General features: G+C 70.5%; 23 protein-coding genes. 12 read left to right on the top strand and 11 right to left on the bottom strand.

The features are described from left to right. The first annotated feature begins 1 nt into the window (after position 1). Positions 2 to 1,291: a hemolysin family protein gene (locus ACFFQA_RS22370; protein WP_377855409.1), complete on the top strand. Its 1,290-nt coding sequence runs from the start codon at positions 2 to 4 to the stop codon at positions 1,289 to 1,291. Beyond that, positions 1,288 to 1,755 (top strand): hypothetical protein, encoded by a 468-nt coding sequence (locus ACFFQA_RS22365; RefSeq protein ID WP_377855406.1) that lies wholly within the window; start codon positions 1,288 to 1,290, stop codon positions 1,753 to 1,755. The genes ACFFQA_RS22370 and ACFFQA_RS22365 overlap by 4 nt, the downstream gene beginning before the upstream one ends. Here the strand turns inward: ACFFQA_RS22365 and ACFFQA_RS22360 are convergent. After that, positions 1,735 to 2,481, bottom strand: coding sequence for an SDR family NAD(P)-dependent oxidoreductase (locus ACFFQA_RS22360; RefSeq protein ID WP_377855403.1), 747 nt, complete (start codon positions 2,479 to 2,481; stop codon positions 1,735 to 1,737). The two genes, ACFFQA_RS22365 and ACFFQA_RS22360, sit on opposite strands and share 21 nt — an antisense overlap. A gap of 57 nt (positions 2,482 to 2,538) precedes the next feature. Here ACFFQA_RS22360 and ACFFQA_RS22355 point away from each other — a divergent pair, with 57 nt between their 5' ends. Then, positions 2,539 to 5,331 (top strand): FAD-binding and (Fe-S)-binding domain-containing protein, encoded by a 2,793-nt coding sequence (locus ACFFQA_RS22355; RefSeq protein ID WP_377855956.1) that lies wholly within the window; start codon positions 2,539 to 2,541, stop codon positions 5,329 to 5,331. Here ACFFQA_RS22355 and ACFFQA_RS22350 read toward each other — a convergent pair. Further along, entirely contained in the window at positions 5,297 to 5,770 is a 474-nt protein-coding gene (locus ACFFQA_RS22350) for an SgcJ/EcaC family oxidoreductase (RefSeq protein WP_377855400.1), read from the bottom strand. The two genes, ACFFQA_RS22355 and ACFFQA_RS22350, sit on opposite strands and share 35 nt — an antisense overlap. 272 nt (positions 5,771 to 6,042) lie before the next feature. On the opposite strand from ACFFQA_RS22350, the gene ACFFQA_RS22345 reads away from it, so the two are divergent. From ACFFQA_RS22345 to ACFFQA_RS22330, 4 genes are all read left to right on the top strand, one after another. After that, positions 6,043 to 6,486 carry a MarR family winged helix-turn-helix transcriptional regulator gene (locus ACFFQA_RS22345; RefSeq protein WP_377855397.1) on the top strand — a complete coding sequence of 148 codons (444 nt, stop codon included), beginning with the start codon at positions 6,043 to 6,045 and terminating at the stop codon, positions 6,484 to 6,486. 2 nt (positions 6,487 to 6,488) lie between these two features. Next, a complete protein-coding gene (locus tag ACFFQA_RS22340; protein WP_377855395.1) occupies positions 6,489 to 7,703 on the top strand; it encodes an MFS transporter in 1,215 nt (404 codons plus the stop codon). 138 nt (positions 7,704 to 7,841) lie between these two features. Further along, positions 7,842 to 9,914 (top strand): PhoX family protein, encoded by a 2,073-nt coding sequence (locus tag ACFFQA_RS22335; protein WP_377855953.1) that lies wholly within the window; start codon positions 7,842 to 7,844, stop codon positions 9,912 to 9,914. A 37-nt stretch (positions 9,915 to 9,951) separates the two neighbouring features. Beyond that, complete coding sequence (locus ACFFQA_RS22330) at positions 9,952 to 10,131, top strand: hypothetical protein (RefSeq protein ID WP_377855392.1); 180 nt, start codon at positions 9,952 to 9,954, stop codon at positions 10,129 to 10,131. 258 nt (positions 10,132 to 10,389) lie between these two features. On the opposite strand, the gene ACFFQA_RS22325 is transcribed toward ACFFQA_RS22330, so the two are convergent. Further along, positions 10,390 to 11,688: an MFS transporter gene (locus ACFFQA_RS22325; protein WP_377855389.1), complete on the bottom strand. Its 1,299-nt coding sequence runs from the start codon at positions 11,686 to 11,688 to the stop codon at positions 10,390 to 10,392. A gap of 74 nt (positions 11,689 to 11,762) precedes the next feature. Between ACFFQA_RS22325 and ACFFQA_RS22320 the strand changes: the two genes are divergently transcribed. Continuing rightward, positions 11,763 to 12,446 carry an SDR family oxidoreductase gene (locus tag ACFFQA_RS22320; protein ID WP_377855386.1) on the top strand — a complete coding sequence of 228 codons (684 nt, stop codon included), beginning with the start codon at positions 11,763 to 11,765 and terminating at the stop codon, positions 12,444 to 12,446. 189 nt (positions 12,447 to 12,635) lie between these two features. Here the strand turns inward: ACFFQA_RS22320 and ACFFQA_RS22315 are convergent, their stop codons facing one another. From ACFFQA_RS22315 to ACFFQA_RS22290, 6 genes are all read right to left on the bottom strand, one after another. Then, on the bottom strand, positions 12,636 to 13,967 hold the full coding sequence (locus ACFFQA_RS22315) for an amidohydrolase family protein (protein WP_377855383.1): 1,332 nt from the start codon (positions 13,965 to 13,967) through the stop codon (positions 12,636 to 12,638). A 30-nt stretch (positions 13,968 to 13,997) separates the two neighbouring features. Further along, positions 13,998 to 15,233: a VanZ family protein gene (locus tag ACFFQA_RS22310; protein ID WP_377855381.1), complete on the bottom strand. Its 1,236-nt coding sequence runs from the start codon at positions 15,231 to 15,233 to the stop codon at positions 13,998 to 14,000. A gap of 105 nt (positions 15,234 to 15,338) precedes the next feature. Then, entirely contained in the window at positions 15,339 to 16,511 is a 1,173-nt protein-coding gene (locus ACFFQA_RS22305; RefSeq protein WP_377855378.1) for a nitric oxide synthase oxygenase, read from the bottom strand. A 166-nt stretch (positions 16,512 to 16,677) separates the two neighbouring features. Continuing rightward, complete coding sequence (gene trmB, locus ACFFQA_RS22300) at positions 16,678 to 17,397, bottom strand: tRNA (guanosine(46)-N7)-methyltransferase TrmB (RefSeq protein WP_377855375.1); 720 nt, start codon at positions 17,395 to 17,397, stop codon at positions 16,678 to 16,680. A 31-nt stretch (positions 17,398 to 17,428) separates the two neighbouring features. Then, positions 17,429 to 19,291, bottom strand: coding sequence for an Hsp70 family protein (locus ACFFQA_RS22295; RefSeq protein ID WP_377855372.1), 1,863 nt, complete (start codon positions 19,289 to 19,291; stop codon positions 17,429 to 17,431). 36 nt (positions 19,292 to 19,327) lie between these two features. Beyond that, positions 19,328 to 19,951 carry a hypothetical protein gene (locus ACFFQA_RS22290; RefSeq protein ID WP_377855369.1) on the bottom strand — a complete coding sequence of 208 codons (624 nt, stop codon included), beginning with the start codon at positions 19,949 to 19,951 and terminating at the stop codon, positions 19,328 to 19,330. Between the two features lie 391 nt (positions 19,952 to 20,342). On the opposite strand from ACFFQA_RS22290, the gene ACFFQA_RS22285 reads away from it, so the two are divergent. The 3 genes from ACFFQA_RS22285 to ACFFQA_RS22275 all read left to right on the top strand — a co-directional run bounded on the left by ACFFQA_RS22285 (position 20,343) and on the right by ACFFQA_RS22275 (position 22,048). Continuing rightward, positions 20,343 to 20,792 carry a universal stress protein gene (locus ACFFQA_RS22285; protein WP_377855366.1) on the top strand — a complete coding sequence of 150 codons (450 nt, stop codon included), beginning with the start codon at positions 20,343 to 20,345 and terminating at the stop codon, positions 20,790 to 20,792. Positions 20,793 to 20,991: 199 nt separating this feature from the next. Further along, entirely contained in the window at positions 20,992 to 21,426 is a 435-nt protein-coding gene (locus ACFFQA_RS22280) for a PPOX class F420-dependent oxidoreductase (protein WP_377855363.1), read from the top strand. 490 nt (positions 21,427 to 21,916) lie between these two features. Beyond that, the gene (locus ACFFQA_RS22275) at positions 21,917 to 22,048 is read left to right on the top strand and encodes a hypothetical protein (RefSeq protein WP_377855360.1); all 132 of its coding nucleotides are present in this window, start codon (positions 21,917 to 21,919) and stop codon (positions 22,046 to 22,048) included. Positions 22,049 to 22,299: 251 nt separating this feature from the next. On the opposite strand, the gene ACFFQA_RS22270 is transcribed toward ACFFQA_RS22275, so the two are convergent. Continuing rightward, entirely contained in the window at positions 22,300 to 22,959 is a 660-nt protein-coding gene (locus ACFFQA_RS22270) for a response regulator (RefSeq protein ID WP_377855359.1), read from the bottom strand. A gap of 82 nt (positions 22,960 to 23,041) precedes the next feature. Beyond that, the gene (locus ACFFQA_RS22265) at positions 23,042 to 24,250 is read right to left on the bottom strand and encodes a sensor histidine kinase (RefSeq protein ID WP_377855356.1); all 1,209 of its coding nucleotides are present in this window, start codon (positions 24,248 to 24,250) and stop codon (positions 23,042 to 23,044) included. Between the two features lie 190 nt (positions 24,251 to 24,440). Between ACFFQA_RS22265 and ACFFQA_RS22260 the strand changes: the two genes are divergently transcribed. Continuing rightward, complete coding sequence (locus tag ACFFQA_RS22260) at positions 24,441 to 26,009, top strand: dynamin family protein (protein ID WP_377855354.1); 1,569 nt, start codon at positions 24,441 to 24,443, stop codon at positions 26,007 to 26,009. Position 26,010: the final 1 nt, after the last annotated feature.

Here is a 26,010-nt window from a genome sequence, read left to right as displayed (position 1 = left end):
AATGGACGGCTATTGGTTCACCATCGCCCTGATCCTGGTGCTGATGCTGGTGAACGCGATCTTCGCGGGCAGCGAGATCGCGCTCATCTCGCTGCGTGAGGGGCAGCTGCGGCAGCTCGAACGACGCGGCGGCAAGGGCGCGCTGCCCCTGGTTCGCCTTGCCAAGGACCCCACGCGGTTCCTCGCCACCATCCAGATCGGCATCAACCTGGCCGGTGCGCTGGCGTCCGCGACCGCCGCGGTCTCGCTGGCCCGGCCGCTCGTCCCCGCGCTGTCGTTCTTCGGCGCCGCCGCGGAGTCCGTGGCGATCGCGCTGGTCACGTTGGTGCTGACGTACTTCACGCTGGTCGTCGGCGAGCTGGCGCCGAAGAAGCTGGCGATGCAGTACGCCGAGCGCTGGGCCCTGCTCGTCGCACGGCCGCTCGACCTGCTGTCGACGATCTCCCGGCCCGTGGTGTGGCTGCTCGGCCGGTCGACCGACCTGGTCGTGCGGCTGCTCGGCGGCAACCCCAAGGCGGACCAGGAGCAGCTGAGCCCGGACGAGCTGCGCGAGCTCGTCGCCGGTCACCGCGGCCTGAACCCCGAGCAGCGGATGATCATCATCGGTGGGCTGGAGATCCACGAGCGGCTGCTGCGGCACGTGCTCCGGCCGCGCCGGGCGGTGTTCACCATCGAGGCCGACACGCCGGTGCCCGATGCCCGTGTCGCGCTGGCCGCCTCCGGCCACTCCCGCGCGCCGGTGGTGCGCGGGAACGACCTCGACGACGTGATCGGCATCGTGCACCTGCGCGAGCTGCTCGCCGACACCGGGACCGCCGCCGACGTGGTGCGCCCCGCGACGGTCTTCCCCGACTCGGTGCGGGTCTCCGACGCGCTGCGCCGGTTCAAGGCCGACCGCCAGCAGTTCGCCATCGTCGTCGACGAGCACGGCGCGGTGGACGGCATCGTGACGCTGGAGGACCTGCTGGAGGAGATCGTCGGCGAGATCTACGACGAGGCCGACCGGGACATCATGGCGGTGCGCGCGGAGGACGACGGAACGCTCGTCCTGCCCGGAACGTTCCCCGTGCACGACCTGTCCGACCTGGGCGTGCTCATCGCCGACGCGCCGGACGGGGACTACACCACCATCGCCGGGATGCTGCTCACCAAGCTCGGCAGGATCCCGGAGAGACCGGGCGACCGGGTGGACTTCGCCGAGTGGTCGGCGGAGGTCACGGCGACGGAGCACCATGCGATCACCGGAGTGCGGCTGCGGCCGCGACGGAAGCGGGAGGCAGCGGGTTCATGAGGTTCGTGATCGCGAGCGGTGAGGGCATCGACCCGTCCGGCTATCTCGCCCAGCTCCCCCGGATCGCCCCGGCGCTGCCGCCCGGAGCGCGCGCGTTCGCCGAGGCGCAGGGGCACTACGACCTCAACGGCCCGCGCTGCGTGAAGGACCTCGTGCTGAGCCGGGTGGACTTCGACAGCACCGAGACCGAGGTGACCCTGGAGCTGCGCTTCCGGCACCGCTGCGGGCAGCACGTGGAGAACCTGCTGCTGCGCTACTACGGGGTCTCCGGCTTCATGCTGGAGTCGCCGGAGTGGAGCCGGTACGGACCGCTGCTGCTGGACGAGGTGCTGCCACACGCCCACGGGCTCAGCCACGAGATCGGCCACCAGGCGGGCTCGCTCGCGGTGATCGCCAGGGACCTCTCGGCGAGCTGGACCGCGAGCGACTGCCCGGAGCGGAGCTCAGCGCTTACTCAGGCGTAGCGACTGCCACGACCCGTCGGCGGTCCACCCGCCGTCGACGGGCAGCGCGACGCCGTTGACGAACGCGCTGGTGGGCTCGGCGAGGAACAGCACTGCCTGGGCGATGTCCTCGGGCACGGCGAACCGGCCGACCGGGACGTGGTCGGTGATGTCGGAGTCGCCGTAGAGCCCGGCGTCCTGGGCGGTGACGTCCATGTCGGTCTTCACCCAGCCAGGGCAGACCGCGTTGACCCGGACGCCGCGCCCACCCCACTCCACGGCCAGCGTCCTGGTCAGCCCGATCAGGCCGTGCTTGGAGGCGTTGTACGCGGCCCGGTCGGCGACGCCCTGAAGCCCGGCGACCGAGGCGATGTTGACGATCGAGCCGGACCCGGCGGCCAGCATGTGCCTGCCGATCGCCTGGCAGAGCACGAACGGCCCGGTGAGGTTGATGTCCATGACGCGCCGCCACTGTGCGGGCTCGGTCTCCTCCGCGGGGACGATGAAGGAGATCCCGGCGTTGTTGACCAGCACGTCGACCCGGCCGAACCGCTCCATCACGGTGTCGGTGAGCCGCTGGATGTCGGCGTCGCTGGACATGTCGCCGACGACGGAGAACACGTCGGGGTCGGGGGATTCCTTGAGGTCGAACGACACCACGGTGTAGCCGGCGGCGGAGAGCACACGCGCCGTCCGCTGTCCGATGCCCTGTGCCGCGCCCGTCACAACTGCCAACCGATCATTCACGCGACCAGACTGCACAATGCGAACGTGAGTGGGCAACGGGACTTCGCGCGGCACTTGGTGTCCGAACTTCCTCACGCGGCACGCCTGGACTCGGCCACGCGGGCCGCGTACAGCTCCGACGCGTCGATCTACCGCACCGTACCTGCGGCGATCGTCGAGCCGAGGAACCGCGACGAGGTCATCCGAGCGGTCAGGGTCGCGGTCGAGCACGGCGTGCCCGTCACCTGCCGCGGCGGCGGGACCTCCATTGCCGGGAACTCCGTCGGCGAGGGGTTGGTGATTGACTTCTCCCGCCACATGAACCGGTTACGGACGATCGACCCGGACGCTCGGACCGCCGTGGTGGAGCCCGGTCTGGTGCTGAGCAAGCTGCTCGGAGCGGCCGCGCAGCACGGCCTCACCTTCGGCCCCGACCCGTCGACGCTGTCCCGCTGCACGCTCGGCGGGATGATCGGCAACAACGCGTGCGGGCCGCACTCGGTCGCCTGGGGCACCACCGCCGACAACGTGGTCGACCTCGACGTGCTGCTCGCCGACGGCAGGACGATCACGGCCCGAGCGGGCACCAGCGGTGATCCCGTGCTGGACGAGCGGTTGCGCGCGCTCACCGCGGACAACCTCGCCGACTTCCGGACCGAGCTGGGCCGGTTCTCCCGCCAGGTCTCCGGCTACGGGCTCGCGTCCCTGTTGCCGGAGAACGGCTTCCACGTCGCCCGCGCGCTCGTCGGCTCCGAGGGGACCTGCGGGCTGGTGCTGGGCGCGACCGTGCGGCTCGCCCGGCTCCCGAAGGCGAAAGTCCTTCTGGTGCGCGGGTTTGACGACGTCTACCAGGCCGCCGAGGCGGCACCGGAGTTCGCCGGCACGGGCGTGCTGACCGCCGAGGGAATGGACGCCCAGCTCATCGACGCCCTCCGCGCTCGCCCCGGCTCGTCCGCGGCGGCCGACCTGCTCCCGCCGGGGCAGGCGTGGGTGTACTGCGAGGTTCCCGGCGACACCACCGAAGAGGCCCTCGCGCGGGCGCGCGAGCTCGGCGGCCTGGTCGTGACCGACGCCGCCGAGACCGCCGCGCTGTGGAAGATCCGCCGCGACGGCGCAGGCCTGGCGACGCGGATGGCCGACGGCGGCGAGGCGTGGCCCGGCTGGGAGGACTCCGCGGTGCCGCCGGAGCGCCTGTCCGGTTACCTGCGCGAGCTGCACGGGCTGATGGCCTCGATGGGCCGTCGCGGCATCGCCTACGGCCACTTCGGTGAGGGCTGTCTGCACCTGCGGGTGGACTGGGACCTGACCAGCTCCCGAGGCATCGGCGAGTACCGCGAGTTCATCGAGAGCGCGGCCGATCTCGTTGCGGCACACGGTGGTTCGTTCTCCGGTGAGCACGGCGACGGGCGGGCGCGCTCCGAGCTGCTGCCGAGGATGTACTCGAAGCGGGTGCTCGACGCCTTCGCCGGGTTCAAGGGCGTCTTCGACCCGGCGGGCGCGCTCAACCCCGGGCTGCTGGTCGACCCGAAACCGTTGGACGCCGACATCCGCCCCGGTCCCGGCCACAACCGGCTGGAGCTGACGCCGGTGCACGCGCTCAGCCACGACGGCGGCTCGTTCGCGGGCGCGGTCCGCCGCTGCCTCGGCGTGGGCAGCTGCCGCCAGCCCAGCGGCACGATGTGCCCGTCGTTCCAGGTCACCGGCGACGAGGTGCACTCGACGCGCGGACGTTCCCGAGTGCTCTCGGAGATGCTGCGCGGCGAGTTCATCACCGAGGGCTGGCGCTCGGAAGCCGTCCGCGACGCGCTTGACCTGTGCTTGTCCTGCAAGGCGTGCAAGACCTCGTGTCCGGTGAACGTCGACATGGCCACGTACAAGGCGGAGTTCCTGCACAACCACTACAAGGGCCGGGTCCGCCCGCGTGCGCACTACGCCGTTGGGTGGCTGCCGTTGTGGGCTCGGCTGGCCACTGTCGCGCCGTGGCTGCTCAACGCGGTGGGCGCGCGCATGGGCCCGACGATGTTGCGACTGGCTGGTCTTGAACCCCGGCGTAAGATGATTCGCTTCCCCCACAAGACATTGCGGGCCTGGATGCGTGGTCGCACGCCCGTCCCCGGCAGCGTGGGAACCGTGGTGTTGTGGCCGGACACGTTCACCAACCTGCTCGACCCGTCGGCGGGACGCGCGGCGGTGGAGGTCCTTGAGGCGCTTGGCTACCGCGTCGAGCTACCCGACGGCCCAGTCTGCTGCGGACTGACGTGGCACTCTACCGGCCAGCTCGGCACCGCGCGGCGTGTGCTGCGGAAGTCCTTGCGCAGCTTGGGGTCCCAGTTGCGGGCGGGTCACATCGTGGTCGGGCTTGAACCGTCCTGCACTCAGGTCCTGCGCGAGGACGTGACCGAGCTTCTGCCCGGCGATCCGGCCGCGAAGGCGCTCCGCTCGCAGGTCCGTACTTTCGGCGAGCTGGTCGCGGCGCATGAAGGGCCGTGGCCGTTCGAGCGGTTGGACGCGGCCGCGGTCGTGCAGGTGCACTGCCACCAGGAGTCGGGTGCGGGCTACGGGCCGGAGCTGTCGCTGTTGCGGCGGCTCGGCGTCGACGTGGACCGGGTGAGCGCCGGATGTTGCGGCCTGGCGGGCAACTTCGGCTTCGAGCCGGGCCACTGGGAGGTCGCGCAGCAGTGCGCTGAGCGCGAGCTCTACCCGAAGACCCGCGCCGCAGCCGCCGGCACGGCGATCATCGCGGACGGGTTCTCGTGCCGGACCCAGGTGGCGCAGGGGACCTCGCGGCGAGCGGAGCACCTCGCACTGGTGCTCCGCCGCGCGCTCAAGGACCGGCTCAGCCCTGGGGCATCTTCGAGGAGTGGTGGTTGATGATCACCCACTGGCCGTGGCGCTTCTCGTAGACGAAGGTGTAGCGCGCGTCGGTGTGGGTTCCGTCGCCGAAGGTGAAGCGGTAGGTGCCCGCGTCGACGGCGGAGTGGTCGCTCTGGACGTTGACGTAGGAGTGCAGGATCGCTCCGGTCGGCTTCTTCGCCATGAACTCGGTGAAGTAGTCCTTGATGCCGTCACGGGTGGTGCGCACCTCGTTGGACAGCGTGGGCAGCAGTACCGCGTCGTGGGCGTAGTGGTGCACGACCTTGTTCACGTCACCGGAGACCAGGTCGTGGTTCCAGCTGTCGAACTGCGCACGGATCTCCCGAGCGGTGGGCAGTAACCGCGCCTCGGCGGTGGCGGAACCGGCTTCGGAGGTGGCGGAAGGGCTTGAGAACGCACTCGCGCCGGAACCGGCGACAACGGCGGTAGTGGCCAAAGCAAGCGCACCAGCGGCGAGACGGAAGCGTCCGAATTGTCCAATACGCACAGTAAGTGCCTTTCACTCTAAAGGAGCAGCTAGCGCTTACTGTCCGCCTCTTCCCGGCAGGCGAAGAAGCCCTCGCCAAAACCTTGATGACACGGCTCTATAACCCTCAGTAATGATCATGGAATCGTGACCTAGAAGCCCCACAAAGGGTTCCAAACGGACGAGTCAGACGTGACTCAAGTTACTTAGGGTGCCTAATATATTTTTGTTAGGATCCCTAAGTGACTGGACTGGCAGACCTGGCCCGCGCACTGCGCCCGCTGGTGTTCCGGCTCTACTACGTCGTGCGCAGGCACACCCCGCAGCACCAGCTGACGCTGACGCAGGGGTCGGTGCTCACGATGCTGTCCCACCGCCCGCACCGGATGAGCACGCTCGCCGAGCGCGAAGGCGTGCGGATGCCGTCGATGACCGAGCTGGTCGCCCGGCTGGAGCGGATGGGGCTGGTGGAGCGCGAGCGCGACCCCGATGACGGCCGCGCCGTGCTGGTGCACATCACCCCGAACGGCCAGCGGCTGATGGACGAGCTGGTCAGCGCACGCGAGGCGTTCCTGGCCTCCCGGCTGGCCGCGCTCAGCGATGCGGACCGCGCCGCGATCTCGGCCGCGCTGCCCGCGCTGCACCGGCTGCTGGTCGAACCGCGAGCGACACAACCGAAGGAGTAGCGATGAGCGGGACAGCGAGCCTGTCCGAAACCCTGCGCGAGCAGCCGAAGGCGGTGTGGGTCACGGCCTTCGCGGCGGTGATCGCCTTCATGGGGATCGGCCTCGTCGACCCGATCCTGCTGTCCATCGCCAAGGAGCTGGACGCGACACCGTCCCAGGTGACGCTGCTGTTCTCCTCCTACCTCGGCGTCCAGGTGCTGGCGATGCTGCTCACCGGCGCTGCCGCCGCGCGCTTCGGCGCCAAGCGGACCCTCGTCGGCGGACTGTCCCTCATCGTGCTCGCCACCCTCGCCTGCGCCCTGGCGAGCACGATCACCGAGCTCGTGGCGTTGCGCGCGGTCTGGGGGCTCGGCAACGCGTTCTTCATCGCCACCGCGCTGTCGGTGATCGTCGGCGCGGCGTCCGGTGGCCAGCAGGGCGCCATCCTGCTCTACGAGGCGGCGCTCGGCCTGGGCCTGTCCACCGGCCCGTTGCTCGGCGCGGCGCTCGGCGGGCTGTCCTGGCGCGGGCCGTTCGCGGGAACGGCGGTGCTGATGGGCATCGCGCTGGTCCTCTCCGCGACCCAGCTCCCCTCGGACGCCTCGGCGCCACGCGCCAAGGTCCGGCTGTTCGACCCGCTGCGCGCGCTGAAGCACCGTGGACTGCTGATCACCTCGATCGGTTCGGCGCTCTACACCGCGGGGTTCTTCACCGTGCTGGCGTGGTCGCCGTTCGTCCTGGAGTTCAGCGCGCTCGGCATCGGTCTCGTCTTCTTCGCCTGGGGCCTCAGCGTCGCCGTGTCCGGTGTCTTCCTCGCGCCGAAGCTCGCCGAGCTGCTCGGCGAGCGGCGGGCCACCGTGGTCGCGGTCCTGGCCTACGCGGTGCTGCTGGCCGCGATGCTCGTCGACGACAAGACCCTGCTGGTGATCGCCGTCGTGCTCAGCGGCGTCGCGTCCGGCCTGCTCAACACGCTGTTCACCGGCACCGCGATGAGCATCAGCCCGGCGCCGCGCCCGGTGGCCAGTGCCGGGTACAACTTCCTCCGCTGGCTGGGCGGAGCCGCCGCGGCGACCCTGGTCGGACACATCGCGGAGTGGTCCGGTTGGGTGCACGCGCCCTTCCTGGTCGGGGCGGTGCTGTGCGTGCTCGCGGCGGTGGCGCTCGGGCTCGGCACCCGCGGCCTGGACGACCCGCACCACGTCCCAGCTGCGGCGATCCTGGTCGGTGAGGAGTTGTAACAATCCGACCACTTACGGCCAGTTGGCGAAAAGTTCACTCACAAGCCTTTTGCCGAACGCTCATCCGGCTTAACGTCACCGCGTTCCCCAGCTGACGAGATGGAGGTCCGCGTGTCGGTAGAACGCGATGGCCGGCGAATGCTCCCGCTGCTCACCCACCAGGGCAGCCGGGCAGCGGTGACCTGCGAGTACCGCTGCAACAACCAGTGCGCACACGAGGCGTCCAACGTCTCCGAGAACGAGTACTTCGCCGATGTCGCGCGCAAGGCCCTCACCCGCCGCGGCGCGATGAAGGCCGGTGCGGCGCTCGCGCTGACCACGGCCGGCACCGCCGCGCTGGCGGGCACCGCGGCCGCGACCCCCGGCGTGCCGCTGGACATCGACGTGCACGCGGACGCGGACCTGGAGATCGAGCTGGGCCGCCGCGTCGCGGGCCTGGACTTCACGCCGGTCCAGCCGAACGAGCTGGACGCCGTCGTCGTTCCCGAGGGCTACGAGCAGCAGGTGGTCATTCGCTGGGGCGACCCGGTGATCCCCGGCGCGCCCAAGTGGGACATCGACAAGCAGACCCCCGAGGCCCAGGCCAAGCAGTGGGGCTTCAACAACGACTACTGCGCCCTGGTGCCGATCCCCGGCGAGACCGACCGCTGGTTCATGGTCAGCAGCCACGAGTACACCAGCGAGCAGTACATGTTCCGGGGCTGGGACCCCAACAACCCCACCGAGCTGCAGACCAGAACCGCCTGGGAGGCGCACGGGCACTCCGTGGTGCTGGTGGAGCGCGACCGCCGCACCAACCGGCTGGAGACCAAGCTCGACCCGAAGTACAACCGCCGGATCACCATGACCACGGCGTTCGAGGTGCGCGGCCCGGCCGCGGGCTCGAAGTACCTCAAGACGCCGAGCGACCCGACCGGGCGCAAGGTCTTCGGCACCATGAACAACTGCTCCGGCGGCCTCACCCCGTGGGGGACCATCCTCTCCGGTGAGGAGAACATCCACGGCTACTTCGGCAACGCCGACAAGGTCACCGACCCGAAGACGCAGGAGCAGCTCAAGCGCTACGGCGTGACCAGCAAGGTCACCACCCGCAAGTGGGAGCGCTTCGACCCGCGGTTCGACCTCGCCAAGGAGGTCAACGAGCCCAACCGGTTCGGCTGGATCGTGGAGATCGACCCGTTCGAGCCGGACCAGCCGCCGATCAAGCGCACCGCGCTCGGCCGCTTCAAGCACGAGGGCGCCAACGTCATCGTCAACCGCGACGGCCGGGTCGTCGCGTACATGGGCGACGACGAGCGCTTCGAGTACATGTACAAGTTCGTCTCGGACGGGAAGTTCAAGAAGGGCAACAGCAAGCGGGCCCGCGCGCACAACAAGACGCTGCTGGACACCGGGACGCTCTACGCCGCGAAGTTCACCGGCAACAGCCCGGCCTCGGAGATCGACGGCTCCGGCACGCTGCCGAAGGACGGCAAGTTCGACGGACGCGGCGAGTGGATCCCGTTGGCGCACAACGACAAGTCCTTCGTTCCGGGGATGACCGCCGAAGAGGTCTACGTCTTCGCGCGGCTCGCCGCCGACAAGGTCGGCGCCACCAAGATGGACCGCCCCGAGGACGTCGAGCCCAGCCTGAAGACCGGCCGCATCTACGCCGCGCTGACCAACAACAGCGAGCGCGGCCCGGCTGGCAAGGAAGGCGCCACCGAGGTCAACCCGAGGCACAGCAACAAGAACGGCCAGGTGCTGGAGATCGAGGAGGACCGCAAGGACAACACCTCCACGCGCTTCTCCTGGAACCTGCTGCTGGTCTGCGGTGATCCCAAGGCCGCCGACACCTACTACGGCGGCTTCGACAAGTCCAAGGTCAGCCCCATCTCCTGCCCGGACAACGTCGCCTTCGACCCGTACGGCAACCTCTGGGTGTCCACGGACGGCAACGCCGCGAAGAAGAACGACGGCCTGTTCGCGCTGCCGCTGGAAGGCCGGGAGCGCGGCCACGTCAAGCAGTTCCTCACCGTTCCACGCGGTGCCGAGTGCTGCGGCCCGATCATCAAGGAGCGGTTCGTGATGGTCTCGGTCCAGCACCCTGGCGAGCTCGACGGCGCCAACGTCGAGAAGCCCGCGTCGCACTGGCCGGACGGCGGCACCAGCCAGCCGCGCCCGTCGGTGGTCGCGGTGTTCAAGAAGGACGGTGGCCGCATCGGCCGCTGACCAGGAGAACCAGCAGGGGCACCCTCCACTGTGGAGGGTGCCCCTTCTTCTGTCCACATGGGGCGAAAAGGCGATGTTCTCCGGCATCGTCGGCGCCGACCGCGCGCGAAACGAGGAGGCCGCCGCGACGGCGAGCGTCGATCCGATGGAGGCGGCGCGGCTGTTGGAGGAGCTGGTCGACAGCCACCGCCTCCGACAGCCCGCACGTCTTCCATGACCTGGCCCGCGCCCGTGCGGCGCAGCCGGTCCAGAGCGCCCGTCCCGCAAGTCGCCCCGGTACCCCGAGGCGGCACCACTCCCGCACCCCCGTGTACTCGTGGACTGGCCGGCGTGGTCGGACTTTTCGCGTTTTGTCACCTTAATGCGCAAAGGAGCGCTCCCATTTCGCGTTAAGGGTCCACAACGCGAAAAGAGCGGCACGCGGGTGAGGGCGTCCGGGGGTGGTGAGGTGGTGTCACCACTGGAAGGACACGGTCTAGGTCTGCCGCCGTCTCAGCACGAGCACGACCACCGCCGAGAGCACCATCGCGCCGCCGACCACCCACATGCCCGCGCGCTGGCTGCCGGTCAGATCGGTCAGCGCTCCGGTGATGTACGGCGCGGCGAACCCGGAGAGGTTGCCCAGCGAGTTGATCAGGCCGATCGCGCCGGCCGCCGCGACGCCGGAGAGGAACGTCGTCGGCAGCGCCCAGAAGGTGGGCATCGCCGAGCACACCCCGACCGCGCAGATCGTCACCGCGACCATCGCGGTGACCGGGTCGCCGAGGTAGAGCGCGACCGGGATCGCCAGTCCGCCGACCAGCGCGGGCAGTGCGACGTGCCACGTCCGCTCGCCGGTACGGTCGCCGTGCTTGGCCCAGAGCACCATCACCACGGCGGCGACCGCGTACGGCACGCTGTTGATCAGGCCGCGCTCGACGACGCCGTAGGTCGTGCCGAACTGCTGCTCGAAGCCCGCGATGATGGTCGGCAGGAAGAAGCTCAGCGCGTACAGGCCGTAGACGATGCCGCCGTAGACCACCGCGAGCGCCAGGATGCGGGGACTGGTCAGGGCTTTGCGCAGGGTCCAGTGGCTGTGCTTCGCCTGGGTCTCCCGCTCCTCGGCCGCGAGCGTCCCGGACAGCCAGTCCCGCTCCTCCTCGGTCAGCCAGCGCGCCTGCGCGGGCCGGTCGGTGAGGTAGAACCAGGTCACCACCGCCAGCAGCAACGCGGGCAGGCCCTCGGCGAGGAACATGAACCGCCAGCCGGTGAGGCCGAAGATCCCGTCGCCGTAGCTGATCAGCAGGCTGGAGACGGTGGCGCCGATCGCGCTGGAGACCGGCACGGCCGCCATGAACAGCGCGACCACCCTGGCCCGCTCGGAGGCGGGGAACCAGTAGGTGAGGTAGAGGATGATGCCGGGGAAGAAGCCCGCCTCGGCCACGCCGAGCAGGAACCGCAGCACCAGCAGCGTGGTCTCGTTCGGGACGAAGGCCATGGCGGTGGCGATCACGCCCCAGCTGGCCATGATCCTGGCGATCCACCTGCGCGCGCCGAAGCGGTGCAGCGCGAGGTTGCTCGGCACCTCCAGCAGCAGGTACCCGATGAAGAAAACACCGGAGGCCAGCCCGAACGCGGTCGCGGTGAGACCGAGCTCCTTGGTCATCCCGTTCGGACCGGCGAACCCGATGTTCACCCGGTCCAGGTAGTTGATGAAGTAGAGCAGCCCGAGAAAGGGCACCAGCCGCAGCGCGACCTTGCGCGTCACCCGGGACCGGAGAACATCGGTGTCCATCGCGACATCCCAGGTCAGCGGCCGCGATCAGTCAAGGTCTTCCCGGCGCGCGAGAAGCGAATAGGGTCGTCGGCATGGACTCTCGACCTGTCGCGTTGGTGACCGGAGCCACCAGGGGGATCGGCCGGTGCGTCGCCGAGCTGCTCGCGCCCAGCCACCACCTGCTGCTCGGCGGCCGTGACCTGGAGGCGCTGCACCAGTTCGCCCGCTCGCTGCCGGACGCGCGCCCGTGGCCGGTCGAGCTGACCGACTCCGCGGCACTGGCGGCGGCCACATCGGGCATCCCCCGCCTGGACGTGCTGGTGCACAGCGCGGGCGTGTCCACGCTGGGCACCGTCGCGGACACCAAGGTGGACACCTGGCGCAGGACCTTCGAGGTCAACGTGGTCGCGGTCGCGGAGCTGACCCGGCTCCTGCTGCCCGCGCTGCGCGCCGCCCACGGCCACGTGATCCTGATCAACTCCGGTGCCGGGCTGCGGGTCAACCCGGGCTGGACCGCCTACGCGGCGAGCAAGTTCGCCCTCCGCGCCTTCGCCGACGGCCTGCGCGCCGAGGAGGAGACCCTGCGCGTGACCTCGGTCCACCCGGGCCGCACGGCAACGGACATGCAGCGCGGTGTGCGCGAGGCGGAGGGCGGCGCCTACGAGCCGGACAAGTACCTCCAGCCGCAGTCGGTCGCGGGTGCGGTGTTCATGGCGATCACCGCACCCCGCGACGCCCACCTCACGGAGCTGGTGGTCCGCCCCGACACCCGCTGACGCCGTGCCGGGTGCCGACCGCGCCTAGGTCGCGTTTCACAGGTCTCGTTCGATGAGAGGCGGGATCGAGGTCGTTCCTGGCAAGACGGCGGGAAGACCGCCTACCGGTGTTGTACGGGGGCTTCCCGGCGGCGCCGCCAGGGGCGGGCTCGGCCCGGCTGTCGCGAACACGGACTTGTGGAACACGGTCTAGCTCGCGATGCGTTCGGCGATGCGCCGGACCTCGGCCTGGGCCTTGGCGCGGTCGACCCGGGTCGGCTCGTGGTCGCCGATCACGTGCTGGCCCGCCACCCACACGTCGGTGACCTGGCTCGCCGCCGACGACCACACGAGGTTGGACAGCAGCTGCACGTCGGGCGCGTCGGTGCCGCGCGGGAACGCCGGGCTGTCCACGTCGACGTGCACGACGTCCGCCCAGCGACCGGCCTCCAGGGCTCCGACGTCCTCGCGGCCGATCGCCTTGGCACCGCCACGGGTGGCCAGCAGCAACGACCTCGGCGCGGTCAGCGCGGCGGCGTCGCCGGTGCCGAGGCGGGCCAGCAGCGCGGCGAGGCGGACCTCGTCCCACACGTCGAGGTCGTCGCTGCTCGCAGGGCCGTCGGTGCCGAGGCCGACGCGAACGCCCGTGCCCAGCAGGTCCAGCAGCCGCGCGGTGCCGGAAGCCAGCTTCGCGTTGGAGTTCGGGCAGTGCGCGACCGCGACGTCGTGGCGCTTGAAGATCTCGATGTCGGTGTCGGACAGGTGCACCGCGTGCGCCGCGAGCACCCGGCCGCCGAGCGCGCCGATCTTCTCCAGCAGCCGCGGCACCGAGCCGTGCTCCTCGCGCTGCTTGACGTCCTCCTGCAACGCCTCCGCGACGTGGATGTGCATCAGCGCGCCCCGGTCGCGGGCGAGCTGGGAGATCTCCGCGATCGCCTCCGGCGGCAGGGTGTAGGCGGAGTGCGGGCCGTAGCCGAGCTCGATCCGCTCACCGGGGCCGAAGCGCAGGCCGTCGGCGTCGATCCACCGCGTGGTCTGCTCCGCCAGCTGCTGCCAGGTGCCGAGCCGCTCCAGGCCGGGCGCGGAGAGGATGCCCGGCGTGAGCACCATCCGCCCGCCGGTGTCCAGGACGGCCTGCGCCATCTGCTCGCCGTGGAAGAACATCTCCACGCTCGTGGTCACGCCCGCGCGCAGCATCTCCACCGAGCCGAGCAGCATGCCGTCGTAGGAGTCGCGGTCGATCATCTTGGCCTCGGCGGGCCAGATCGCCTCGGTCAGCCAGCGCATCAGCGGCAGGTCACCGCCGAGCCCGCGCAGCGGGAGCATCGGCGTGTGTGCGTGCGTGTTGACCAGGCCGGGCAACAGGATGCCGGTCAGCTCGCGCAGCTGCGCACCCTCCGGCAGCGGCGGCGCGTCCCCGGCAGGTCCACAGTGGACGATCCGGCCGTCGGCGTCGATGTCGACGACGGCGTCCCGCAGCACCGAGCAGTCGGGGTCGCAGGGCAGGACGACGGGGGCCTTCAGGCGAAGCGATACCGGCATGTACGGATCCTGCCAGGCGGGGGCGGCCTCCTACTCCCGTGCCCCTGTGACCTTCTCCGCCTTCGGTTCCTCGGTCGGCGTGCCCACGGTGAGCGTCTCGATCGCCTCCCGCACGTCGGCCTCGGTCGTCGGCTCCGAGCGCGGGTTGTCCAGCACGCAGCGCACGCCCGCGATCTGGTCGTGCCAGGCCCGCTGGTCCTTGCGGAACACCGGTGCGAGCAGGAGCAACGTGAACCCGGCGAGCCCGGTCAGCACCACAGTCAGCAGGAGCTCGTTGCGGGTCAGCCCGTAGGTCTCGGCGACGTCGAAGTGGTCCAGGAAACGGATGACCGTCGTGCCGAACACGGCGATGACCCCGATCAGCAGCACCATCATGCCGAACGGACCGAAGACCTCGCGGACGATCAACGGCCCGACCTTGGCGGGGGAGCCGTCGACCATGCGCACCTTGAACTTCAGCAGCTTGCCCGCCGGGGTGTAGCCGTCGCTGATCAACGGCGCGACCACCCTGATCAGCGCGAACAGCAGCAGCATCATCCACAGCGATGTGGCGTCGGAGTCGGTGAACGCACTCGCGAAGATCAGCGCGAAGCCGAAGAGGAACATGTCCAGCCCGTAGGCGACGACCTGCCTCGGCAGCCCGACCGCGTCGAGCTGGGCACGGACCTCCTTGGCTGGCAACACCTTCGGCACGATCAGCGCGGCCGGGGCGATCAGCCCGCCGATCGCCGCACCCGCCGTGTTCGCCATCAGGTCGTCGACGTCGAAGAGCCGGTACGGGCAGGGGTAGATGCCGAAGTTGCCGGTCACCTGGGTGATCTCGATGGCGAGCGACAGTGCGAACCCGGCGAGCACCACCCACCGCAGCTTCAGCCCGTAGGCCTTGCGCAGCAACACGCCCAGCGGCACGAACAGCGCGATGTTGAAGACGAAGGACAGCATCGACTTGCTGGTGATCGCCGCGCCGAAGCCGGAGAGCTTGCGCTTGGTCAGCTCGGTCTGGATGTCGGCGATGAACTGGAACGGAATCCACTGCGTGGTCTGCTGCCCCTTGCACACGCTGGCGAGCGGCGGGAAGGGCATGAACACCAGGGCCAGCACGACAAGGCCGTAGAGCAGCGCCGCGTAGAGCACGAAGGAGCGACGCGGCTCGACCCGGCCGAACCGGAAGTAGTGGAAGGCCACCACCGGGATCAGCAGGGCGAGGCCGGCGATGAGGAAGTACAGCAGGCCGGTCTGGATGTTCTGCAGGTACAGAGGAGACACGGGTGCATATTCTGCGGGGCCGTCCGGACGACCTTCATCATCCGGATGGCTGGTACAACCCCGCTTTTCGGCCAGGAATCACCCTGTCAGGGTCATCCGGAGACCTCAGGAGCCGCCGAGCCGCTGGCGCAGCAACGCGGCCAGCCTGCTGCCGTGCTGCGGCTCCGTGGCCTCCACCGAACCGGCCGGGAACCGCTCCGGCGTGCCGGCGCGGGCCCGCTGCGCGGTGTCCGGGTCGACCCGGAACGCGGGCCGGTTGCCGCGCGCCCGCTGCCGGGTGCGCAGCCACGCGAGCCGGTGCTGGGCCTCGGCGTGGTGATCGGTGATGGTCATGCCCGCGCTGTCGAAGGAGTGCAGCACCGCGCGGTTGAGCTCGACCACCGCACGGTCCCGCCACAGCGTGCGCTCACTGGAGGTGTCCAGCCCGAGCCGCTCGGCCACCGCGCGGGCCATGCCGTAGCCGCCCTCGTCGGCCAGGCTGCGGGTGCCGATCTCCGCTCCGACGAACCAGCTGTTGAACGGAGCGGCCGGGTAGTCGACACCGCCGATGTGCAGCCGCATGTTGCCGATCACCGGAACGGCGTGCCAGCGCAGGCCGAGCTCGCCGAACCACGGCAGCTCCGGATGCGTCAGCGGCACCTCGTGCACCACGCCGTCGGGCACCGAGAAGCACCTCGGCCCCTCGTCGTAGGTCTCCACCACCAGCGGCAGGTGGTCGAAGCGCCCGCGCCGCTCCGGCGGGTGCCAACCCATCCGCATGACGGCCTCGGTGAACTCGGCGTAGCGCGGGTCGCCGACGACGCGCCCGGCCTCGTCGCGGTACCCGGCGTAGCGGACCAGCTGCTCGTTCCAGATGCACGGCCCAGGACGGTCCGGGGTGTCCGGCGCGAAGACGGTGATTAACGGGTGCACCTTGCCGCTGGCGCTGGCCAGCCGCAGGTGCTCGAAGCACTCGGTGGCGACGGCGGCGGTCCTGCGCACTCCGCGCAGGTCCCTGACCTTGAGCCTGCGCCACGGCAGCCCGCTGGTGCACCAGCCGCTGTCGCGCAGCGCCACCCGCGCGCCGTAGGCCAGCTCGGCGGGTGTGTGCCGGTATGTCCCGGTCTTGGTGATCTCCGTGCGCACCTGTGTCAGCCGCTTGCCCAGTGGCCCCGCGTCGGAGTGCGAGTCGTGGAACATGCGGAGAAACTCTTCGGCGGCGTCGAGGTCTGTGATCCGCCCGGACGGGTTCCCCGAACCCGTCGTCAGGGTGATCAGCTCGTCACGGAGTGCGGTCACGGGCGGGAACCGTACTCGGAAACACCGGTGACTCGTCACTGCCGGATGGGGCAAACCCGCAGGTCAAGGCTTCCCACTCGATCGTGGCCCAGAACAACGCAGCGTGCCCATTCGGCATGATCAACTACAGACTTGACTACCCTTCAGGGTGATATGTGATGGCAATTCACGCCTCGGCCGGGGCCGCGACCTTCTCGAACATGAGGTCCCGCGCGACGCGCCCCTCGACCCGCGCGCGCTGCTCGAACTTGGTCACCGGCCGGAAGTCCGGGCGCGGCGCCCAGCCGTCGTGCAGGTTGCGCAGCGCCGGCTCCGCCGAGCAGACCTCCAGCATCTGGTCGGCGTAGTGCTGCCAGTCGGTGGCCATGTGGAACACCCCGCCCGGCGCGATCCGCGAGGCCGCGAGCGCGACGAACTCCGGCTGCACGATCCGGCGCTTGTGGTGCTTCTTCTTCGGCCACGGGTCGGGGAAGAACAACCGGATGCCGTGCAGCGACCCGGGCGCGATGTGGTCGTGCAGCAGCTCGACGGCGTTGCCGCGCAGCAGCCGCAGGTTCTTCAGGTCGTACTCCTCCACCCGCAGGAGCAGCTGCGCCAGGCCCGGCTTGTAGACCTCGACGGCGATGTAGTTGAGCTCCGGCGCGTCCCGCGCGAGCAGCGAGGTGGCCTCACCCATGCCGGAGCCGATCTCCAGCAGCACCGGCGCGGTGCGACCGAACCAGGAGTCGACGTCCAGCGGCCCCTCTGGCAGGTCGGCGACCTGCTTGCCGAGCTCGTCCCAGTACTGGTTCCACGCCCGGTCCTGCCCGGCCGTCTGCCGCTCGCCCCGCTGGACGTAACTCACGATCGTCCGCCAGTGCGACGGTCGCTGCTCGCTGGATGTCACGCCCACGATGCTGTCATTCGCCACGCGGAACTCAGACGCCGGGTTTGACCTGCGCCTCCCAGAACCGGTGCACCTCGCTGACGGGGACGCCCGCGCCCTCCTTCGACTCGACGACGCCGCACAGCTTGCCGCCGGAGTCCTGGTAGAAGGTCATCGACGCCCTGACGGCCGCCACGGTGTAGTCCCGCCAGCTCCCGCTCAGCCCGGCTCCGCTCCACTGGCCCTGGTCCCCTGGCTGGGCGGCGATGGCGAAGCTGCTGGCGAACGCCGAGCACGAGCCCGCGGTCTCGGTGGCGATGAAGCTCGCGAACATCGGCTGGTCCTGCCCGGCGACCTGGTACTCGCACTGCACGTGGGTGCGGGGCTTGAGCACCAGGTCGACCGTGGGGGACGTGGACTTCTTGCAGCTCTGCGCGCGGTCAACGGCCTTGCCCGCGAACGCGCGCAGCTCCGCGTCCGAGCCGAACGGCGCGTTCTTGTCCCCGGCGGGCACGTTCGACGGGGGTGTCGTGGGACCGGGAGCGGCGGAGCTGGACGGTCCCACGACGTCCGTCTGCCGGTTGCCCTGCGAGCCGTTGACGATCATCAGGGTCGCGACCACGGCCAGCGCGCCGAGGCCGAGCACGCCCATGCCGATCCCGATCAGCTTGCCCCGGTTGCGGCGCGGCACGGTGGACTGGCCGGGCGGCGGCATGGTCATGGTCATCGCCGGGGCCGGGCTCGGCGGGGTGGGCACCGGCGTCGGCGGCAGCGGCCTGCCGTGGTGCCCGGGGAAGCCTGGATGTCCCGGCTGGTGCGGGTGCCGCTCGCGCGGATCGGTCGCGTCCTGCATCGGCGGGATGGACAGCGCGCCGACGGCGACGGTGCTCTCCGGCGACTCCACCGCGACCGGCAGCACGCCGAGCCGCTCGGAGATCACCTGGGCCACCAACGGCATCCGGGTCCCGCCACCGACGAGGTAGATCCCGGCCAGCCGCGAACGCTCCAGGCCGGACGCCGCGATGGTGCTGCTGAGCAGCGACACCGTGCGCTCGATGCCCGGCCGGACCAGCGCCTCCAGCTCGGCGCGGGTGACGTGGGCGTCCGGCAGCGGGTCGGGCAGCGGGATGTCGGTCTGCGGGTAGCGGGACAGCGCTTCCTTGCCCGCGCGGAGGTCGTCGGCGAGGGTGCGCGCCGCCCGCCGCGCCGCCGCGGTTCCTGGACGCCGAATCTCCGTCCACAGTGGATGGTCGCGGTCCACGGTCGCCCGCACGTGCTCGGTGAGCGCCTGGTCGAAGTCGGCCCCGCCGACGTCGGAGAGCCCGGCCTCGGCCAGCACCTGCCAGCCGTCCTGCCCGATCCGCTGCACGACCGTGGTGTCCGTGGTGCCGCCGCCGAGGTCGTAGACCACCAGGGCCTGCCCCGGCTCGACGACCGCGCCGTTCTGCGAGAAGTGCGCCGCGGCGGCCACCGGCTCGGCCAGCAGCTGCACCGGTCCCGACCAGCCAGCCGCCCTGGCCGCGGCGCGCAGCGTGTTGCAGCGGATGAGCCGCCAGTCGGCGGGATGGGTCAGCACCACGCGGTCGGGCTCACCGCCGAGCTGCCTGCGCGCCTCGTCGGCCACCCGGCGCAGCACGGCGGCGATCAGCTCGACGACGGGGATCACCCGGTCACCGAGAAGCACCTCGACGTCGTCGATGCGGCGCTTCGGGTTCGGCTCGTAGCGGCTGGGGTCCAGCCGGGCCTGCCGTTCGGCGTCCCTGCCGACCACCAGGTTGCCGTCGGGGGCGAGCCAGACCGCGGACGGCAGCACGGGCCAGCCGTCAACGGAGAGCAGCCTCGGCGGGAGGCCGGGCGCCGTCCGCACCGCCGCGACAGTGTTCGACGTGCCGAAATCGACCGAGAGCTCGCGCACCCGCAAGACCGTACCCAACGGGACGGGCGCGTCAGCTCACCAGCTCTCGAACTCCGAGATCCGCGCGCGCAGGTCGAACGGCCCGGCGAGCGCGACCGGCTCGACGCTGTCGTTGGCGGAGCGCTGCGCAGGGAGCACGTCCACCCAGCCGCGGTGCCGGTCGGTGAGCCGAACGGTGATCGGCTGGTACACGCCGTTGTCGGAGGGTTCGTACTCCCAGTAGCCGTCCTCGCCCTCGTTCACCCAGGGCACGTAGGCCCAGCCGGGACGGCCGGAGAGCAGCTCGTGCACCCCGTCCTCCAAGGTGAAACCGGCTTCGCGGTGCAGCAGGTCGCCGCGGTGCACCGCGCGCAGCCACCACGGGGCGGGCGCCTGCGGGATGACCGCGATCACCTCGCGGTAGAGGGTGAGCACCTGGCGCTCGGGTGCCCGGTGGATCCAGGTTCTGCGGCTGTCGGCCGGGCTGCGGGAGAGCTCGGCGGCGCCACTGCGGGACAGCGACATCGACCATTCCAGGCTCATCACCGAGGTGACCCGCATGCCGGAGAGGCCGGACGGCGGCTGCCTGCCGATCACCATGCGCCGCTGCTCCGGCAGACGGCCGTTGTTCTGGTGCGAGGTGCGGACTGCGTCGTGCGCGTTCAGAAGCGGTTCGGTCATGGGTGCACCGGTTCTTCTGCGTGACCTCGACGCGGCGCCGTTGCCGGCCGTCGTGGTGTCGCTCGTCGGGGTTCCCGGTGCGGGTTCACGCATCGGGTCGGCGCAATCGGCGACCGCGTGACAACCCGTCGCTGACGATCGCGCTCTTTCGTCGAAAGTACCGTGAAACGATCGCTTTCGCCTTCGCTCATCCGGCGTATCTCGACGTCCGAACGCTGCTTCGCCGTAGCGCCGAGAACATCGTCTGTGCAGCTCAGCTCCATAAGAATCCGGTTGCGAACGGATGTCACGTGCTTGTGCCCGCGTTCACGAGCTCTTGACGCGATCTACACGTTCAGAGCAACCCGCGTGTGGTCTCGACAACACTTCGAGCGTGGTCTTTTGTGGGGTGATGGGAGCCCGCACGGTGGAACTACCGGAGATCAACGGTGGCGTCGTGGTCGGAGTCGACGGGGTGAAGTCCGCCCGTGCGCTGCGCACGGCCATCGAGGAAGCCAACAGACGGGGCTGCGTGCTGCACGTGGTCCGCGAGTGGTCGCTGCGAACGGCGCCGCGCCCACCCGGCTGCCCACCGGGGGCGGTGCCGTGTCTCAAGGACTACGAGACGTGGTTGAGCGAGGTCACCGAGAAGCTCTCCAGGGAGCAGCTCGGCGAGAACCAGAACCTGGAGTTCACCGTGCACGTGGTGCACTCGCGGTCGCCAGAGGCGTTGCTCGCGGCGTCGGAGCGTGCCGAGCTGCTGGTGGTCAGCCACAGCGGCGGCCGTTCGCCCGGCCCGATCGTCGAGCAGTGCGTCCGCGGCGCGACCTGTCCGGTGCTGGTGGTGCGGCCCGATCCCTGAGTGCCCGCGCACGGACACCGGCCGAGGGCCGGGCCGGCCCCCGAAGGCAGCCCGGACCTCGGCATCGGTGTGCCCGCCGAACGGCCCACCGGGTGCTGAGGCTCCACGATCGCGGCTGATCCCGCTCGCCGCGTCCGTCCAGGGTCTGGCATTTGCCTCAGCTCGAAGGCGTACGGCGTCCGGGCCTTAGGCTCCCGGCATGGGATACACGAGGCCGCCAGAGGGCTGGTGGAAGGAGTTCGTCGGCGCGCTCCCCGCGCGGACCGGCAAGCTCGCCGTGGTGCGCAAGGACGGCTCGCCGCACGTCGTGCCGGTGTGGGTGGACGTCGACGGTGACGACCTGGTCTTCATGACCGGCAAGGACACCGTGAAGGGCAAGGCGATCGGCCGGGACGGCCGCGTGGCGGTCTGCTTCGACAACGAGCTGCCGCCCTTCGACTTCGTCACGGTGTTCGGCAGGGCGAGCGTCGAGGACGACCCCGAGACGCTGCTGCGCTGGGGAACCCGCATCGGCAGGCGGTACATGGGCGAGGAGCTGGCCGAGGAGTACGGCAGGCGAAACGCCGTTCCCGGCGAGTGGCTGGTCCGGGTGCGGGTGGAGAAGGTCATCGGCGCCCGCGAGGTCGCGAACTAGCCATCTCCGCCCAGTAGCGACACAACCCCGCTCACCACCTCCTCCCTCCCTCCCTCCCTCCCTCCCTCCCTCCCTCCCTCCCTCCCTCCCTAGGGCCCACCACACCCCCACCCTCCGGGCCCACCACACCCCCACCCTCCGTTTTCGCGTTTTGTCACCTTGATGCGAAATGAGAGCGCTCTCTCTCGCAAAAAGGTGACAAAACGCGGAACTTCCAACCACGCCAGCCCGTGGTCGCACGGGCGGCGCAGCACAGGTCGGCCCGCCACTCCGGGCATCGGCGACTCCCGGGTCAAGCCCTGACCACGGTGCCGTCGCGGCGCCCTGAGCTGACATCCCCCCAAGGACGCCTCCGGCCTGGCGTTTCTCCAGCCCGGAGGTCACCCTGAAATCGGGGGACCCCCGGGCGGGCGAAAGCCACCCTCGCCCACGTGGCGCACGCCGCGTCCGGGCGCTGACCAGCGGTAGTGACTGGTCGTTCACCACCTCCGTGCCCCGACCACGGACGATCACCGACGAACAGCTGCTCGACACCGCCGGACGCATCCTCTGCGCGCTGGGCAACGGCACCGCGATCCAGCGGTCCGTCCGACCGACCGGGAAGCTGACCACGTTGCTGTAGAAGGACCTCGGCGCGGTGATCGACGCTTGGCGGGGCTAGGTCGTGTCCTGCAAGTGGTAACACCACCTCATCACCCTCACCCGCGTGCCCCTGATTTCGCGTTATGGAGCCTCAACGCGAAATGGGAGCGCTCTTTTGCGCATTAAGGTGACAAAACGCGAAAAGCCCGACCACGCCAACCAGCCCACGCGTGCACGGGGGTGCGGGAGTGGTGCCGCCTCGGGGCATCGGGACGACTTGCAGGACAGGCGCTAGGCGTCGCCGGGGCGGACCAGGCCGGTCTCGTAGGCGAGCACCACGGCCTGCACGCGGTCACGCAGGTCCAGCTTCGACAGGATCCGGCCGACGTGGGTCTTCACCGTTGCCTCGGACAGGAACAGCGTCTTCGCGATCTCCGCGTTCGACATGCCCTTGGCCACCAGCACGAGCACCTCGCGCTCGCGCTCGGTCAGCACCTCCAGCACGGCGGCGTCGCGCAGCTGGCCGGACTCCGGTGACCCCAGGAAGCGTTCGAGCAGGCGGCGGGTGACGCTGGGGGAGACCACGGCGTCGCCGCTGGCCACCGCGCGCAGGGCCGAGACCAGGTCCGCGGGCGGGGTGTCCTTGAGCAGGAAGCCGCTCGCGCCGTTGCGCAGCGCGGCGAGCACGTACTCGTCGAGGTCGAAGGTGGTCATCACCAGCACCTTGGAACTGCCGTCCCCGGTGATCCGCTTGGTCGCCTCGACCCCGTCGAGCACGGGCATCCGGACGTCCATCAGCACCACGTCGGGCTGGAGCTTGGCCGCCAGCCGCACGGCGGCGTCACCGTCTCCGGCTTCGCCGATGACCTCCAGATCCTCCTGCGCGTCAAGCACCATGCGGAACCCCATGCGCATGAGCTCCTGGTCGTCCACCAGCATCACGCGAATCACGAACGGCAGCTTAGAGCGCTCCGCGGCCGTGTGGCAGGCCAGGGAGTATGAGTTTGCGGACGACTCCGGGCATCTCCCTCAATCAGCGCACGGCGTTCGGACCGGTCGGCCGAACACCGAGCGGCAGCAGCGCGTTGACCTGCCAACCGCCGCCCGCGCGCGGGCCCGCGTCGAGCGTGCCGCCGTAGACCGCGGCCCGCTCACGCATCCCGATCAGCCCGTTTCCGCCGGTGACCAGGTCGCCGGGAGTGCCGAAGCCGTCGTCGAGCACCTGCACGGTCACCTGGTCCTCGCGCCGGTCCACCCGCACCGTGGCCATGGCCCCTGGCCCGGCGTGCTTGAGGATGTTGGTCAGCGCCTCCTGCACGATCCGGTAGATGCCGAGGCCGACCCCGGTGGGCAGCTTGTCCAGGTCGCCGGTGAGCTCCAGCTCGATGGGCAGGCCGACCGAGCGCACCTTGTCCACCAGCTCGGCGAGCTGCCCCGCGTTGGGCTGCGGCACCATCTCCGGGTTCTCGTCCTCGGCCCGCAGCACCCCCAGCAGCCTGCGCAGCTCGTTCAGCGCCTGCCGCCCGGTGCTGGCGATGGTCTTCAGCGAGCGCTCCGCGACCGCGGGCTGGTCCTTGATCACGAAGCTGGCGCCGTCGGCCTGCACGATGATCACGCTCACCGCGTGCGCGACCACGTCGTGCAGCTCGCGCGCGATGCGGGTGCGTTCCTGGGCGACGGCGATCGTGGTCTGCTGGTCGCGCTCCAGCTCCAGCATGCGCAGCCGCTGCTCCACCTCGGCGTGGTAGGCCCGTCTCGCCGCGACGAACTCCGCGAGCAGCCAGCAGAACGCGGGCAGCGCGACCGACCAGAAGATGTTGATCAGCAACCATTCCGCGGCGTTGTCATCGGAGATGTGCTGGTTGTAGGCGCGGGTGATCAGCAGCGCGCTCTGCGCGAAGGAGAACATCAGGTACGCGGCGGCGACCATCCGGTTGCCGAGCAGCACCAGGGTGTAGAGCGCGATGAACATCCCGGCCTCCGCGATGCGCGGCAGGCCGATGTCGTCGGGGTGCGTGAAGATCCTCAGGATGGCGCCGAAGGCGATGATCGAGGCGGCGAAGACCGGCTGGCGGCGGCGGATGATCAGCGGGCAGAGCAGCAGCGCGCCGACGGAGTAGTAGTTCTCCGGCGAGACGTTGAACATGTCCCAGAACAGGACGTCGAGCATGACGAGAAATGCGACCATGATCGTGTCGCCCACCAGGGGGTGGGTACGCAACCACAGACTGAGCCGCCGCACGCTGTGAGGCTAGGCAGTCACCCTTCCGCCTGCGTCCGTCCGAGGTCTGACATTTGCCCCGACCTCGGTCCCATCGGGGACCTTCTGGTCGTTCACCCCGAGTTCCGCCGGATCCCACCGGGTTCGCCGGGTCATCGCCGCGCGCGGGCTCATGGCACGATGCAACTCGCTCGGAGCAGGGGGTGAACTGGTGACAGGGAGCGAGCCGCACTGGCCGGGACCGCTGTCGGCGGCGGTGGCCAACCTCTGCCAGCGGTTGCAGCCGCAGGTGGGCCCGCGCACGGCCGCGGGGTTCCGCGAGGTGCTGCGCAGGCTGAGCGCGCCCCTGCAGGTCGCGGTGGCCGGGCGCATCAAGTCGGGCAAGTCCACGCTGGTCAACGCCCTGATCGGGCGCCGTGTCGCGCCGACGGACGTCGGCGAGTGCACCCGGCTGGTCACCCGCTTCCAGTACGGCACGGTCGACCGCGTCGAGGTGGTCTTCACCGACGGCCGCAAGCAGGTGCTGCCCTTCGACAACGGCGGGACCATCCCGTCGGAGCTGGGCGTGGACATCAGCACGGTCTCGCACCTGGAGGCCTACCTGACCAACGCGGTGCTGCGCGACCTCACGGTGATCGACACCCCCGGACTCGGCTCGCTGGACGCCGCGTCGGTCGCCCGCACCGAACAGCTGCTGGGCGCGGCCGCCGAGGCCGAGGGCGGGGACGAGGAGGCCGCCGACGACTCCGACGACGACCTCGACCCGGTCTCGCGCAACGCGGTCGCCGGGGCCGAGGCGGTGCTCTACGTCGTCACCCAGGCCGTGCGCGCCGACGACCAGCAGGCGCTCGCCGCCTTCACCGCGGCCACCGCCAGCCGTGAGGCGGGCCCGGTCAACGCCATCGCCGTGCTGAACAAGGCGGACACGATCGTCGCCGACTCCGTCGACGGCTCCGGCGGTGACGTCTGGAAGGCCGCGACGCTGCTCGCGGACAAGCAGGCGCAGAGCCTCAAGCCCAGGGTCGCCGACGTGCTCCCGGTGATCGGCCTGCTCGCCGAGACCGCCGAGACCGGCAGGTTCACCTCGGCCGACGCCGACGCGCTGCGCCAGCTCGCCGCGCTGGACGAGGCCAGCAGGATGACCATGCTGATGTCGGCCGACCTGTTCACCGCGTGGGACTGCGCTGTCTCCCCGGCCGTGCGCACCAGGCTGCTGGAACACCTCGACCTGCACGGCATCTCCGTCGCGCTCCATGCCATCGACGCCGAACCCGCGATCACCGCGGGCGCGCTGCGCCGCACGCTGCTGGACTCCTCCGGGCTCGCGGGCGTGCGCGGTCGGCTCGACGCGGTGTTCCGCGCCCGCGCCGACGGGATCAAGGCCGCCGCCGCGCTGGCGTCGGTGACCGCGCTCGCGCAGGCCAGCGGCGATCCCGGTGAGCGGCAGCGGGTGCACGACGCGATCGAGGTGCTGCTCGCCAAGCCGGAAGCGCACCAGCTGAGGCTGCTCGAAGCGCTCACGCTGGTCGCCTCCGGTGCCGTGGACATGCCCACCGACCTCACCGACGAGGTGATCAGGGTGGGCAGCGGCGGCGGGGTGGACGCCCAGCTCGGGCTGCGCGGCAGGCCGAGGCAGGAGCTGGAGGCGTACGCGCTGGAGCGGGCGGGCTGGTGGCGCTCGTTCGCCTCCTTCGGCGCGACGCCCGCGCAGAGCCGGGTGGCGCACGTGGTGCACCGGGCGTACTTCCTGTTGTGGCAGCAGGTCCGCGAGGGGGGCTGAG

The organism is Allokutzneria oryzae (genome assembly GCF_042429765.1).
Taxonomy (GTDB): domain Bacteria; phylum Actinomycetota; class Actinomycetes; order Mycobacteriales; family Pseudonocardiaceae; genus Allokutzneria; species Allokutzneria oryzae.
Note: the sequence above shows the minus strand (reverse complement) of the source record. Positions and strands in the feature narration are given on the sequence as shown.

Excerpts from the sequence above, each read along its gene's own strand:
- ACFFQA_RS22370 (WP_377855409.1), top strand. The coding sequence starts at position 2 with ATGGACGGCTATTGGTTCACCATCGCCCTGATCCTGGTGCTGATGCTG.
- ACFFQA_RS22365 (WP_377855406.1), top strand. The coding sequence starts at position 1,288 with ATGAGGTTCGTGATCGCGAGCGGTGAGGGCATCGACCCGTCCGGCTAT.
- ACFFQA_RS22340 (WP_377855395.1), top strand. The coding sequence starts at position 6,489 with ATGAGCGGGACAGCGAGCCTGTCCGAAACCCTGCGCGAGCAGCCGAAG.
- ACFFQA_RS22335 (WP_377855953.1), top strand. The coding sequence starts at position 7,842 with ATGCTCCCGCTGCTCACCCACCAGGGCAGCCGGGCAGCGGTGACCTGC.
- ACFFQA_RS22325 (WP_377855389.1), bottom strand. The coding sequence starts at position 11,688 with ATGGACACCGATGTTCTCCGGTCCCGGGTGACGCGCAAGGTCGCGCTG.
- ACFFQA_RS22320 (WP_377855386.1), top strand. The coding sequence starts at position 11,763 with ATGGACTCTCGACCTGTCGCGTTGGTGACCGGAGCCACCAGGGGGATC.
- ACFFQA_RS22315 (WP_377855383.1), bottom strand. The coding sequence starts at position 13,967 with ATGCCGGTATCGCTTCGCCTGAAGGCCCCCGTCGTCCTGCCCTGCGAC.
- ACFFQA_RS22290 (WP_377855369.1), bottom strand. The coding sequence starts at position 19,951 with ATGACCGAACCGCTTCTGAACGCGCACGACGCAGTCCGCACCTCGCAC.
- ACFFQA_RS22285 (WP_377855366.1), top strand. The coding sequence starts at position 20,343 with ATGGGAGCCCGCACGGTGGAACTACCGGAGATCAACGGTGGCGTCGTG.
- ACFFQA_RS22280 (WP_377855363.1), top strand. The coding sequence starts at position 20,992 with ATGGGATACACGAGGCCGCCAGAGGGCTGGTGGAAGGAGTTCGTCGGC.